This is a genomic window from Mesorhizobium sp. BR1-1-15 (assembly GCF_020165475.1).
GTDB lineage: Bacteria > Pseudomonadota > Alphaproteobacteria > Rhizobiales > Rhizobiaceae > Mesorhizobium.
The window spans coordinates 398,729-411,325 of record NZ_JAIUIF010000004.1 but is presented as its reverse complement, the minus strand read 5'-3'; the positions used below and the strand labels follow the sequence as shown (position 1 = coordinate 411,325).

The following is a 12,597-nucleotide window of genomic DNA, read 5'->3' as shown; positions in this document are numbered from 1 at the left end:
CGCACCTGCAGCATAGGCGTCGCGCCGATCGCTTCTGGAGAACCGTGCGCCCGATGGCCCTGACCGAACGTTCATATGAGCGACTGCGCGCCGCCGATTGCGCCAGCGAGATCGCCTATGTGCAGGCCTGTCTGCGGCTGTTCTTCGCGGCGCGATCCGGCGCCGCGCCCGGCGATGCCTCCGGCCTCTCCGTAACCAATGTCACCGACATAGCCAGGTTGAACAAGGTCGCGACCTTTATCCTCAAGGTGCTGTCGAGCGCACCCGCGAACGGGCCGCCGGCCCAGCTCTCCCAATGGCTCGACGCCTACCGCCGGAAGACCGTTTCGATGAACGCGTCCTGCATCATGGATTCGATGGCGATCCAGGCGGCGCTGCGCGACAGGCAGATCGATTTCGTTTTCCTGAAAGGTCCCTTCCAGCAGCATCTGCTTTACGACGATCATTTCATGAAGCCTTCGGGCGATGTCGACATATTGGTGGCGCCGGCCGGGTTTTTCAGGGCGCGCGAGGCGCTCCGCTCGATCGGCTACGAGATCGCCGGCAAGTCGCGCTCCGTCTGGTGGGTCCGTTTCCTCGGCGAACAGCACATGATCCGCGGCGACGGGCCGACGCAATCCACTGTCGATCTGCATTATCGGCTCCAGCAGCCCGGCTCGCCCAGCCCGCGCGACGCGGATGGCTTCCTGCGGCGCAAACGGCATGTCGAGATCACCGGCGTCGAGGTGCCGTTCACATCGGCGGCCGACACTCTGCTGTTGTCCTGCATCAGCGTCGCCAAGGCGCTTTTCAACCGGGAACCCTGCGCCGGTTACGTCTGCGACGTGCGCGCCAGCGCCGACCGCCTGGACGAAGCCGAGCAGCAGCGCCTGCTCGATGCCGCCGCGGCGCAGGGGCTGGACGACACGCTGCTGCTTGGCCTGCGCGCCGCCGACGTGCTCCTCGGCGGCGCCGACACGCTCCTGTCGCAGCGCGCCGCGCGGATGCTGTCGCGGATCGGCAATGAGGACCTGCTCAACATGGTCATCGCGCCATGGCTGTCATCCCTGCGCTGGCCGCAGCGGCGCACCGTGTTGTGGGAGTTGTGCGGTCGTGCGCCGGTCCGCTATCTGGCGGAAGCCGGCTGGGCGGCATCGGCCGACATCAGCCGCCGCATCTTCGAACGGCAGGGCAGCCCGTGACGGGAAGCCTGTCGGGCATCGAACACGTACAGGGCGAGGGCAGAATGGAACCTGTGCAAGAGGCAAATTCATGTCGATGACGGAATCAAAGGTCTGCGTGATCATCGCGGCCCGAAACGCGGCGCGAACAATCGCGGTCGCCATCGCGTCCGCGCTGCGCGAACCGGAAGTGGCCGAAGTCGTCGTCGTCGATGACGCCTCCACCGATGACACGGCCCAAGTCGCCCGCGCCGCCGATGACGGCAGCGACCGGCTCGCGGTGATCCGTCTCGACGTCAATCGCGGCCCCTCCTTCGCCCGCAACGCCGCCATCGCCGCCTCGCAATCGCCATTCATCGCCATTCTGGACGCCGACGACTTCTTTCTCGCGGGCAGATTTCACAATCTGTTTGCCGGCGCGGACTGGGATTTCGCGGCCGACAACATCATGCTCATCAGGGACGACGCCTTGAGCGATGTCACCCAGATCGTCGCACCGCAGTTCGCGGCCGAGCCGGAATTCCTCGACCTGGAGCGCTTCGTCGAAGGCAACATCTCCAGGCGCAACGTGCGCAGAGGCGAACTCGGTTTCCTCAAGCCGGTGATCAGCCGCGCTTTTCTCGACAGGCACGGCTTGCGCTATGACGAGAGCTTGCGTCTGGGCGAGGATTACGAACTCTACGCGCGCGCGGTCGCCAGCGGCGCGCGCTTCAAGGTCATCCGCTCCTGCGGTTACGGCGCCATCGTGCGGGCCGATTCGCTGAGCGGCCGCCACAAGACCCAGGACCTGAAGCGTCTTGCCGACGCCGACCTGGCGCTGCTGGCGATCGACAGCCTGCCTGAGGGTTCCAAAGCGGTGCTGCGCCGCCACGAGCGCCACGTGCGCGACAAATACCGGCTGCGCAATTTCCTCGACGTCAAGGCCGAGCGGGGCCTGGCGTCGGCCGCGGCCTATGCCTTCGCAAGCCAATCCAACCTGGTTCCCATCGTCCAGGGCGTGGCGTCCGACAAGCTCGAGGCGCTGTTTCGCCGCGTCGGGTTCGCCTCCCGTCGTCAACATGTGCCGCCAATGCGTTTTCTCATGGCCGGCACCAGCACGGGCAAGCAGCCTTGAATGCGGGCGTCCGGCCGCGCTCTTGCCAGCCCGTCGCGCAAAGCATTTCCGGCGGATTTATGAGTTTACGAATTGGGTGGTTGCCTAGCCGGCCGGAGGATGGCAGTCTATGTTGCGGTGCAGCAATTAGGATGGCCAACGAACCGGCCTCCGATCGGACTGCCCGATATTGAACCGGTAAGGGGCCCGGCCGACGGCCGGACTACCACAGGACTTTGAACGCATGGCCTCGATATTCGGCTTCAGATCAAGGAATCCGGCCCGCGACCGCCAGACCGACATCTCGCGCCTCGACCGCCTGGCGAAGCTGTTCGAGCAGATCGCGGCCGAGATCGAGGCCGAGCGAAACGGGCTGGAGAATCGCTACAAGGCGACGGCCACCAACGCCGCCTTTCTGGTCGAGGCCATGGAGAACGGCTCGGCGTCTGCGCGCCGTTCCGCCGAGGTCGATGAATTGACGACGTCGATCCTGAATTGCGAGCGCCGCATCGCGGCGCTGTCGCGCCAGAACGGCATGGTCCGGGAGCTTCGTCATTCGCTGGATATGGTTTTCGATGAGGACGGGTCGTCCGATATGACGGCCAGCGAGGGGCTCGCCAAACCGGCAGGCGCCGGCAGAGGGTGAAGGCTGAAGGGTGGATTTGGCGCGAGGCGAGAAGGCAGCTTGGGGAGGGGCTGACGAGAGAAAGAAAGCGCCGTTTGGCAACGGCTCGAATGGCTACTTTGGGTTGGGGATGCACAGCGCAAAGGTTGAGTTTCGTATGAATGCGGATCCGAGAACCACGTTCACCGTCGCAGTTCGCGGCCTATCGTCAACGCGCCAGGCCAGGCAAGCCCGCCCGGGCGGTTCCACCGGACGCAGGGCTGCCCTGGTCGCGCTGGTCGCTCTCGCTGGCCTGTTCGCCGGGCCGGCGCCATCCTGGTCGCAGGATCTGAAGTCGGCGCCCTCATTCGTCGATGATTTCACCAGCTTCAACCGCCAGCGCTGGTATGTCTCCGATGGCTGGACGAATGGCGGCCATCAGAATTGCACCTGGGCGAAGGGGCAGGTCAGCCTGGCGGACGGCGTGCTGTCATTGGGTTTCGAGAAGCAGAAGACGAAGGACCGCGACTACGCTTGCGGCGAAATCCAGACCAAGCAGCGCTTCGGCTACGGCACCTACGAGGCGCGCATGAAGACCGACACCGGTCCCGGCCTCAACGCGGCTTTCTTCTCCTATATCGGCCCGTCGGACAAGCAGCCCTGGGACGAGATTGACTTCGAGATCCTGACCAAGGACACGTCCAAGGTGCAGGTCAATGCCTACATCGCCGGCAAGGGCAAGAACGAGAAGCTGGTCGACGTGCCGGGCGGCACGGAAAAGGCCTTCAACGACTACGCCTTCGTCTGGCAGAAGGACAGTTTGCGCTGGTACGTCAACGGCCAACTGGTGAACACCATCACCGATCCGGCAAAGCTGCCCAGCCATGCTCAGAAGATCTTCTTCAGCCTCTGGGGCAGCGATACGATGACCGGATGGTTGGGCGCATTCGCCGATCCCGGCCGCAAGCTTTCGTTGCAGATCGAGCGCGTCGCCTTCACCGCGCAGGGCGAACCCTGCCAGTTTCCGGAATCGCTGGCATGCAGCGTAAAATAGAACCTATTGGAAAAGTCGATTTGAACCGGCCGGGCCGACCACGGTCCGCTGCCCTGGACAGGAACAAAACAGAATGAATTTGACGGTGTTTGGTATCGGCTATGTCGGTCTCGTGCAGGCTGCTGTGCTTGCCGAAGTGGGCCACCAGGTCGTCTGCGTCGACATCGACGCGAACAAGGTCGAGCGGCTCAATCAAGGTCTCGTCCCGATTTTCGAGCCGGGCCTGGAAAGCATCGTCAGGGAGAACCACGCCGCCGGCCGCATCAAGTTCACCACCGACGCGGCTGCCGCCGTCAGGCATGGTGAAATCCAGATGATCGCGGTCGGTACGCCTCCCGGCGAGGATGGCTCGGCCGATCTCAAATATGTGCTGGCGGTCGCCGAGGCGATCGGCCGGGAAATGGATGCGCCCAAGATCGTCGTCGGCAAGTCGACCGTGCCGGTCGGCACCTGCGAGAAGATCAAGGCCAGGATCGCCGAAACGCTGAAGAAAAGAGGCCGCGAGGACCTGACCTTCGACGTCGCTTCCAATCCGGAATTCCTCAAGGAAGGGTCCGCCGTCGCCGATTGCATGAGGCCGGACCGCATCATCGTCGGCACATCGAGCGAGGCCACCGAGGCGGTGATGCGTGAGCTCTACGCCCCCTTCAACCGCAACCACGAGAAGATGATCGTGATGGACGTGCGCAGCGCCGAATTCACCAAATACGCGGCCAATTGCATGCTCGCCACCAAGATCAGCTTCATGAACGAAATGGCGAACCTGGCCGAACAGCTTGGCGCCGACATCGAGGAGGTGCGCAAGGGCATCGGCAGCGATCCGCGCATCGGCTACCACTTCATCTATCCGGGCCTCGGCTATGGCGGCTCCTGCTTTCCCAAGGACGTGCGCGCCCTGATCAAGACCGCCGAAGGCGTCAAGTTCGACGCCAAGCTGCTGCGCGCCGTCGAGGAGCGCAACAACGAGCAGAAATCCGTGCTGTTCGACAAGGTGAACCGCTATTTCAAGGGCAACCTCAAGGGCAAGACCTTCGCGCTCTGGGGCCTGGCTTTCAAGCCCAACACCGACGACATGCGCGAGGCGCCCGCCCGCACGCTGATGGAGGCACTCTGGAACGTCGGCGCCACCGTGCAGGCCTATGATCCCGAGGCGATGCAGGAATGCCAAGCCATCTATGGGCTGCGCGACGACCTGCTTCTGTGCGGCACCAAGGAAGCGGCGCTGCGCGGCGCCGATGCGCTGCTGATCGCCACCGAGTGGAAGAGTTTTCGTGCGCCTTCCTTCGACGCGCTGAAGGACGCGCTGACCACGCCGATCATCTTCGACGGCCGCAACCTCTATGATCCCAAGGTCATCGCCCGCCACGGCATCGAATATCACTCGATCGGCAGGATGGCGGCATGAGACCGGGTTTGGGCAATCCAATGTGGGATCGCCGCGGCCGGCCGGTGTGCTTGCCATGACGAACACACAAGACCCGGAAAGGAGTTGCGGCTGATGGTGCTGGACGTAAAGCCGGAGCAGATCACCAAGGACCACTTCGACGTTGTCGCGATCGGTTCCGGTTTCGGTTCGGCCTTCTTCCTGCACGAATTCACGAAGCGGCGTAAGGCGCGCATCCTGCTCCTGGAATGGGGCCGGCACAACACGCATGAATGGCAGCTCAAGCAGAACGTCAACACCGACATCGAGGACGAGTCGACCTACAAGACCAATTCCGACAAGCCCTGGAACTACACGATCGGGCTGGGCGGCGGCACCAACTGCTGGTTCGCGCAGACGCCGAGATTCCATCCCAACGACTTCAGGCTGAAAAGCACTTACGGCATCGGCAATGACTGGCCGATCAGCTATGACGACGTCGAGCCGTTCTATTGCGACGCCGAAGACATCATGTCGATCTCGGGCGATCCCGACATGGCGGCGATGCTGCCGCGCTCGAAGCCCTTTCCGCAGCCGCCGCACCGCATGTCGACGCCCGACCGGATGATGAAGGCGGCGCAGCCAGGCCAGCATTTCGTTATGCCCACCGCGCGCGCCCGCGTGCCGACCGCGCAGCGCACCTCGTGCTGCGCCAACCTCAGATGCTGGCTATGCCCGGTCGACGCCAAGTTCACCGCCAACAATGGCCTGATGCATGTCTTCGAGCATCCCGACGTGTCGGTCTGCCTCGGTTCGGAAGTGCGCAGGCTCGATCATGTCGGCGGGACGGTCCGCTCGGTCACCTTCGTCCACGCCGGCAAGGAATATCAGGTCAGCGGCGACCTCTTCATTCTCGGCGCCAATGCCATCCAGAGCGCCGCGATCATGCTGCGCTCCGGCCTGGGAGGCGAATTCGTCGGCCGCGGCCTGCATGAATCCTATGGCTGGAATTTCGAGGTCTATCTCGACGGTGTCGACAATTTCGACGGCAGCACCATCACCACCGGCTTGAATTTCGGTCTCTATGACGGTCCGCACCGGTCCGAGCACGCCGCGGCGCTGGTCTATTTCGAGAACCGCTGGCAACACGGCATGCGCGCCGAGAAGGGGCGGTTGCGCCAGGCGCTGCCGCTCGTCGTGGTGACCGAGAACCTGCTCGACCATGAGAATTTCGTCACGCTCGACGAGGACGACAACGCCTTCGTCAGCTTCAAGGCGCCGTCGGACTACGCGGTCAAGGGCATGGCGCGGGCGCTGGAGAAACTGCCTGGGCTGCTCGCCCCGCTGCCGGTCGAACAGCTTTTCGATCGCGGCATCCGGCCAACCGAATCGCATGTCCAGGGTACGCTCCGGATGGGAACGGGCCCGGCCGATTCGGTGGTCGACAGCGGCATGATTCATCACCAGCTCAGGAACCTGGTCGTGGTCGGCACCAGCACATATCCGAGCTGTTCATGCGCCAATCCGAGCCTGACCGCGGCAGCGCTGTCCCTGCGGGCGGCGAGCCGGATGGCGTGAGAGGAGCAAACCAGATGACAGAGATCTCGCGACGCTCCGCACTGGCCGTCATGGCGGGCGGGGTGGTGTCGACCGGCATTGCCTACGCGGCAGTATCCTCGTTTTCGGATGAGGATCTGGTGCGCGTCACGCTCGAGAAATATTTCGGCAAGCTCAACATGCGCATCGAGCATTTGCAGCAGTTCGTCCTGGCGTTCCGCGACAGGAACCCGTGGATATTCCCGAGCAAGAAACTCAGCGACGCCGTCACCTTGCTCGAGGAGACAAGGCTGGGCAAAGCCCGCGCTCTGCTGCCGGAGCAGAAGAAGCAGGACCTCCTGCATTTCGACCGCTGGCTGATCGCCGAATTCCACATGCTGACCGACTACGCCTGGCGCAGTTCGCCGGGCGATCCGATCCGGTTCACCGGATGGCAGCCATGCACCAATCCGTTCGCCAATCTCGAGCAACAGAGTGCCTGAGGCGGTGCCGGAGCAAGCTCTCGGGCCACATTGAACGAAACGCGAAAGAACCAGGAGCCAGGAACCATGAAAGTTCTTTTTGCAGGCGGCAACGGATACACGCCCGAATTCAGCGGCGGCGTCCAGTCGAGCACCCATCATCTGGCCGAGCAGTTGATCGAGCACGGCCATGAGGCGGCCGTACTGGCCGCCCTGTTCGGCGACGGTGTCTTCGGCTTCAAGGCGCGCGCCAAGATGAAGCTGCTGCGTCAGCCGGCGGTCATCGACAGTTTTCCCGGCTATCCGGTGGTGCGGGCCTGGTTTCCCTGGAAGGCGGCCGACTTTGCCGTCCGCAGATTGAAGCCGGACGTGGCCGTCGTCCAATGCCACAAGTCGGTTCCGGTGGGCAAGGCGCTGCAGGCCGAAGGCGTGCCGCTGGTCGTCTATCTCAGGAATGTCGAGTTCCATGAGCTGGGCGGCGATCTGCGCGAGTTGCATTCGGCGCTCTACATCGCCAACTCGCAATTCACCGCGCGCGCCTACAAACAGAAGTTCGGCATCGATGCGGCGGTGCTGCCGCCGACCATCAATGCCGCCCTCTACAGCACGCCGACCACGGGCCAGTTCGTCACCTTGATCAATCCGTACGAGGAGAAAGGCTTCGAGCTCGCCGTGCGCATCGCCGGCGCCTGCCCCGAGATTCCGTTCCTGTTCGTGGAGAGCTGGAAGCTTGCCGACGATCATCGCGCCCGCATCGAGCAAACCATCGCCCCGTTCTCCAATATCAGGCTGGAGAACCGCACCGGCGACATGAAGACCGTCTATGGCCGCACCAGGATCCTGCTGGCGCCCAGCAAATGGGAAGAGGCCTGGGGCCGTGTGGCCTCGGAAGCCCATTGCAGCGGCATTCCCGTCATCGGCTCGCGGCGCGGCGGCCTGCCCGAAGCGATCGGACCGGGCGGCGTGGTGCTCGATTACGAAGCTCCGCTCACCGACTGGGTCGCGGCTGTCAGGCTGCTGTGGAACGACCGCCAGGAATATGACCGGCTCTCGGCCACGGCGCGCAGCTTCTCCGAGCGTCCGGAGCTCGATCCTGACCGCCAGTTCCTCACCTTCTTTTCCATACTGGACAAGGCCACACAGCAGCGTTCGCGACAGGCGGCGTAGCCGAGGCTTAGGCTGGAACCGACCTCGGCAGCCCTGTAATAGGAATTTTTTCTTGACAGGGTGAAGGCAACTATGGTAGTTTTTTGGTTATGGTGCTGAGTTGCGCCGGAAACCCGCTGCACAGGAGGGTTTGATGCTTCTCGACCGGCGCGCCGGCGAACACTCCGAAGGAACCCGTTAATCTGGATTCGCAGCCTTGGCGGATCAGGCCAGGCGCTTGACCCGGCTTTTCAGCGTCTCGTAGCCGCGGGCGCCAAGCAGGGCGCGGGCAAGGGCCTTGGCGGCGCCCTTGCGGCCTTCCTGTGATTTGGCCTGTCGCAACCTGGCCGGCAGGTTGCGCGCCGCCTGGCCGAGCGCCGGGAGCGACAGCGCGTTGGGAAAGCTGACCATGTGCGTTTCGACGCACAGCACCGGTTTGCCCGACAGCTCGGTGATCCTCAGCGCCTGCTCGTGCTCGCTCTCGATGAACAGGATGGCATCGGATTTGCGGTAGAATTCGGCCTTGAAACTGCCATGCGCGCCAAGCCGCTGGCGCTCCGCCTTGCTCGGCAGGTCGAGCATGATCAGATGATCGTACTTGATCTCGTGCTTGGCCAGCCATGCCTCGGTCAAGGCGCGGTATTTCTCCAGCCGGCTGGTCACCAGCCAGCCGATCTTGCGGGTCGCGGTATGGAGCGGCCGCGCTTCGCTAAGGAATTTCTCGTAGGCCGGACCATCGTCGTTTTCCGCTTCGGTCGGATCGAGGCACAGCACCCCGTCTATGTCGACGCAGCATTGCGCCAGGAATTTGTGATGCATGAAGTTCCACTGGAACATGCGCGGATGCGGCACGACCTCGAAGACGACATCGGTCTCGGCATGCTGCGGCTCAAGCCCGAACACGGCGGCAAAGGTGTAGTCGGCCTCGATGCCGGCACCCTCTATGCGGGCGCGGGCGTCGCGCATGGCGTTGCCGCCGGAGACGCTGTCGTCGATCACCAGCACCTTGCGCATTTCCGCGACCTTGCGGTCGAGCACCGCACGGCGCTTGGTGATGCCCGATGTGTAGACGCGACCCTCGAGGAAGGAGTCCAGGTCGGTCATAGGTATGTTCGCCGCGAGACTGACCAGCGTCGCTGCCAGCACGCCGCTTCTGGGGACGCCGACCACCAGGTCGATGTCGCGAGGCAACCGGTGAAGATTGCTGATGATCGCGTCGTTCATGTCTGAGATCGATCGGTAATGCATGGATCAGGCCTGATGCTCGGGTGAACGGTAAGGGTCGAAAGCGCCAAAATTATTGCGCCTCGCGCGGTGCTGCCGCCGGCGGCCTTGCCGGCAGCATTTTCAAGGCCTCGCGCAAGGCTTCACGGCCGGCTGCGAAGACCAGCGCGATGACGATGGTGATGAGATAGGCAAGGATCGCGCCGCTGGCCAAGGCAATGACATGCTGCTGCGGCAGCAGCGGCTTGACCAACCAGACCACCGCCAGCGCCACATGCGCGCCGAGCACGAACGGCGTCGCCGCGCGAAGCACGTGGCTTGCCCGCAGCGGCCCGCTCCTGCCGACATAGAGCCACAGGAAAGGCGTGCGCAGATATTCGCTGACGGCATAGGCGATCGCCACGCCGAGCGCGCCATAAGGCAGGCCCAGCACGAAAGCGAGCACCGACGTCACCGCCGTGATGATGCCCCAGCGCATGAAGTCGCCGGAACGGCCTTGGCTGACGAACAGCCATCCGGCCGGATTGTTGAGCGGCTGCAGCAGCCCGGCGAAGCCCAGCGCCAGGAAAATGCCGGCGCTCGCGCGCCATTGCTCACCGAGCACGAAAGGGATGAGTATGTCGGACATGGCGGTGGCGAAAGCGACGCCGGGAAGCGCCACCAGCAGGATCAGCGGCATGACGCGAAGATAGGCGCTGCGGTAGCGGTCGGGCTCGTCCTTCAGTCTGGAAAGAGCCGGCACCATCACCTTCGACAGCGGGTTCGTGATCTGGCTCAGCGGGAATAGGAGCAGCTTGTAGGCACGGTCATAGAGGCCGAGCTGCGCCTCGCCCCAGTATTTTCCGATCAGCACGTTGTCGAGATTGCGGGCAAAGAAATTGGCGAAGTTGAAGCCGGTTATGCCGGCGCCGAAATTGATCAGCTCGCTGATCCCGGCGACCTTGCGGGGCAGGCTGGGCCGCCAGCGCGAACTGGCCCAGTAGCACAGCGTCGGCAGCACGGCTCCGGTCAAGGTGCCGGCGAAAAGTGCCCAGTAGGAGCGGTCGACGAATGTCCAGGCGATCGACACGGCAAGACCAGCCACGGCGCCTGCGACATCGATGATGGCCAGGCGGCCGAACTGCATGCGGCGGGTCAGGAGCGCCAGATGCTGCGCACCGAGGCCGTAGGCCATGATCTGCAGGCCCAGCGCCGCCACCAGGCCAGCCACACGCGGTTCGCCGTAGAAGGCGGCGACCAGCGGTGCCGCGCCGGCAAGCACGCAGGCCAGGATGGCGCTGACGGCGACATTGATCCAGAACAGGTAGTTCACCTCGTCGTGCCGTATGCCCGATTTCTGGATGGTCGCCTGGGTGAGGCCGAAATCCTGGAACAGCGCGATGAAGGCCAGCACCGGCGCGCACATCGCCACGACGCCGAAATCCTGCGGCAACAGGAGACGCGACAGCACGATGACGGAAATGATCTGCGTGGCGACCCGCACGGACTGCGACAAGGCCGTCACGACCGCGCCGCGCCCGACGGATTTGCGCAGCGAGCCTTCTGGCGGATCGAATGGATTGGCTTCCAAATTCAGGATTCCTGATTCTTGTGCAGGTTCCGACCAGGAACCCTGCAACCGCCGCCGCGGCCAAATTACGGCATTTATTTTGCAGTGCAACAAAAAACGTGGATTTTGCTACGCTGCACCAAAAATGTTGCGATGCAGCAAGACCTGTACTAGGTTCGCCGTGGGTGGGCCAACAGCGGTCGAGTTTTCATGCTGAATGTCTTGTACCTTGTGCATGACGTTTCCGACCCGGCAGTGCGCCGGCGGATTACAATGCTCAGGGCAGGTGGCGCCCAGGTCACGCTCGCAGGCTTCCGCCGCACGGCAAATCGCATTGCCGACGTCGAGGGTTTGCGGCCGCTGGATCTCGGCGCGACGCGTGACGGGCGATTCGCCCAGCGCCTGACGGCAGTCGCCAAGGCGGCGGTTTCGATCGGCACCAGGCTCCGCGGCATGCCGAGGCCCGATCTCATCATCGCGCGCAACCTGGAAATGCTGGCGCTCGCCCGCCGCGCCAACACGGCATTCGGCGCCGCGGTGCCGATCGTCTATGAATGCCTCGACATCCATCGCCTGATGCTTCGCAGCGATGCGGTCGGCAGGGCGCTGCGTGCCACGGAACGTTACCTTGCCAGGGACGTAAGGCTGCTGGTGACCAGCTCGCCCGCATTCACCGCCAATTATTTCGAGCCGTACGGCCAGGTGACGGCGCCGGTCGAACTGGTCGAAAACAAATATTTCGAGGCAGCGGCGATCCTGCCGGCCGAGCATGAGATGGCCGAGGCGCCTGTCGCGCCACCCTGGCGCATCGGCTGGTTCGGGGCATTGCGCTGCCGCCGCTCGCTCGAACTCCTGGCCGATTTCTCGCGCCGCGCCGACGGCCGGTTCGAGATCGTGCTGCGCGGCCGCCCGGCGTTGACCGAATTCCCGGATTTCCACGCCTTCGTCGAGGCCGAGCCCTGGCTTTCGTTTCGCGGACCCTACCGCAACCCGGAGGACATGGCGGCGATCTACCGGGACGTGCATTTCTCCTGGGCGATCGATTTCTTCGAGGCGGGCCAGAATTCCGAATGGCTGCTGCCCAACCGACTCTATGAAGGCTGCCGTTTCGGCGCGGTGCCGATCTCGATGGCCAACACGGAAACCGGGCGGTTCCTCGGCCGGCAAGGCATCGGCATTCTGTTGCCCGAAGCCTCACCCGACGCGCTCGAAGCCGCCCTCGGCAAGATGGAGGAGCGCCGCTTCAGCACGTTGAAGGAGCGCGTTCTGTCGCGCAACCCCAGGATATGGAGCTATGATCGCAGCGATTGCCGGGCGCTGGTCGACAAGCTTCGCAGCCTGGCCGCCATGCGCCAACCCTTCGCGGCCGAGGCTTTGGCCTAGGAT

General features: G+C 63.8%; 11 protein-coding genes. 9 read left to right on the top strand and 2 right to left on the bottom strand.

From position 1 onward, the window contains the following. Positions 1-53 precede the first annotated feature (53 nt). The 8 genes from LB541_RS10470 (at position 54) to LB541_RS10435 (ending at position 8,459) form a co-directional block, all read left to right on the top strand. Positions 54-1,181, top strand: coding sequence for a nucleotidyltransferase family protein (locus LB541_RS10470; protein WP_140624896.1), 1,128 nt, complete (start codon positions 54-56; stop codon positions 1,179-1,181). Between the two features lie 70 nt (positions 1,182-1,251). Continuing rightward, a complete protein-coding gene (locus LB541_RS10465) occupies positions 1,252-2,274 on the top strand; it encodes a glycosyltransferase family 2 protein (RefSeq protein WP_140512925.1) in 1,023 nt (340 codons plus the stop codon). 223 nt (positions 2,275-2,497) lie between these two features. Next, on the top strand, positions 2,498-2,899 hold the full coding sequence (locus tag LB541_RS10460) for a hypothetical protein (protein ID WP_140512927.1): 402 nt from the start codon (positions 2,498-2,500) through the stop codon (positions 2,897-2,899). Between the two features lie 136 nt (positions 2,900-3,035). Continuing rightward, positions 3,036-3,911: a family 16 glycosylhydrolase gene (locus LB541_RS10455; protein WP_224618323.1), complete on the top strand. Its 876-nt coding sequence runs from the start codon at positions 3,036-3,038 to the stop codon at positions 3,909-3,911. Positions 3,912-3,984: 73 nt separating this feature from the next. Continuing rightward, positions 3,985-5,316 (top strand): UDP-glucose dehydrogenase family protein, encoded by a 1,332-nt coding sequence (locus tag LB541_RS10450; protein ID WP_140556874.1) that lies wholly within the window; start codon positions 3,985-3,987, stop codon positions 5,314-5,316. Between the two features lie 93 nt (positions 5,317-5,409). Next, on the top strand, positions 5,410-6,852 hold the full coding sequence (locus LB541_RS10445) for a GMC oxidoreductase (RefSeq protein WP_224618321.1): 1,443 nt from the start codon (positions 5,410-5,412) through the stop codon (positions 6,850-6,852). 14 nt (positions 6,853-6,866) lie between these two features. Continuing rightward, complete coding sequence (locus LB541_RS10440) at positions 6,867-7,313, top strand: hypothetical protein (RefSeq protein WP_140523560.1); 447 nt, start codon at positions 6,867-6,869, stop codon at positions 7,311-7,313. Between the two features lie 66 nt (positions 7,314-7,379). Next, a complete protein-coding gene (locus LB541_RS10435; protein ID WP_140523562.1) occupies positions 7,380-8,459 on the top strand; it encodes a glycosyltransferase in 1,080 nt (359 codons plus the stop codon). 204 nt (positions 8,460-8,663) lie between these two features. Here LB541_RS10435 and LB541_RS10430 read toward each other — a convergent pair whose 3' ends face one another. Both LB541_RS10430 and LB541_RS10425 read right to left on the bottom strand, forming a co-directional pair. Beyond that, positions 8,664-9,686 (bottom strand): phosphoribosyltransferase family protein, encoded by a 1,023-nt coding sequence (locus LB541_RS10430; RefSeq protein ID WP_318012604.1) that lies wholly within the window; start codon positions 9,684-9,686, stop codon positions 8,664-8,666. Between the two features lie 49 nt (positions 9,687-9,735). Next, positions 9,736-11,232: a lipopolysaccharide biosynthesis protein gene (locus LB541_RS10425; protein WP_224618319.1), complete on the bottom strand. Its 1,497-nt coding sequence runs from the start codon at positions 11,230-11,232 to the stop codon at positions 9,736-9,738. Positions 11,233-11,421: 189 nt separating this feature from the next. Here LB541_RS10425 and LB541_RS10420 point away from each other — a divergent pair, with 189 nt between their 5' ends. Continuing rightward, on the top strand, positions 11,422-12,594 hold the full coding sequence (locus LB541_RS10420) for a glycosyl transferase family 1 (RefSeq protein ID WP_224618318.1): 1,173 nt from the start codon (positions 11,422-11,424) through the stop codon (positions 12,592-12,594). Positions 12,595-12,597 lie beyond the last annotated feature (3 nt).

Bases quoted from the DNA above. Each gene is read 5' to 3' on its own strand.
- LB541_RS10470 (WP_140624896.1), top strand. From the start codon at position 54: ATGGCCCTGACCGAACGTTCATATGAGCGACTGCGCGCCGCCGATTGC.
- LB541_RS10465 (WP_140512925.1), top strand. From the start codon at position 1,252: ATGTCGATGACGGAATCAAAGGTCTGCGTGATCATCGCGGCCCGAAAC.
- LB541_RS10460 (WP_140512927.1), top strand. From the start codon at position 2,498: ATGGCCTCGATATTCGGCTTCAGATCAAGGAATCCGGCCCGCGACCGC.
- LB541_RS10455 (WP_224618323.1), top strand. From the start codon at position 3,036: ATGAATGCGGATCCGAGAACCACGTTCACCGTCGCAGTTCGCGGCCTA.
- LB541_RS10450 (WP_140556874.1), top strand. From the start codon at position 3,985: ATGAATTTGACGGTGTTTGGTATCGGCTATGTCGGTCTCGTGCAGGCT.
- LB541_RS10445 (WP_224618321.1), top strand. From the start codon at position 5,410: ATGGTGCTGGACGTAAAGCCGGAGCAGATCACCAAGGACCACTTCGAC.
- LB541_RS10440 (WP_140523560.1), top strand. From the start codon at position 6,867: ATGACAGAGATCTCGCGACGCTCCGCACTGGCCGTCATGGCGGGCGGG.
- LB541_RS10435 (WP_140523562.1), top strand. From the start codon at position 7,380: ATGAAAGTTCTTTTTGCAGGCGGCAACGGATACACGCCCGAATTCAGC.
- LB541_RS10430 (WP_318012604.1), bottom strand. From the start codon at position 9,686: ATGCATTACCGATCGATCTCAGACATGAACGACGCGATCATCAGCAAT.
- LB541_RS10420 (WP_224618318.1), top strand. From the start codon at position 11,422: ATGCTGAATGTCTTGTACCTTGTGCATGACGTTTCCGACCCGGCAGTG.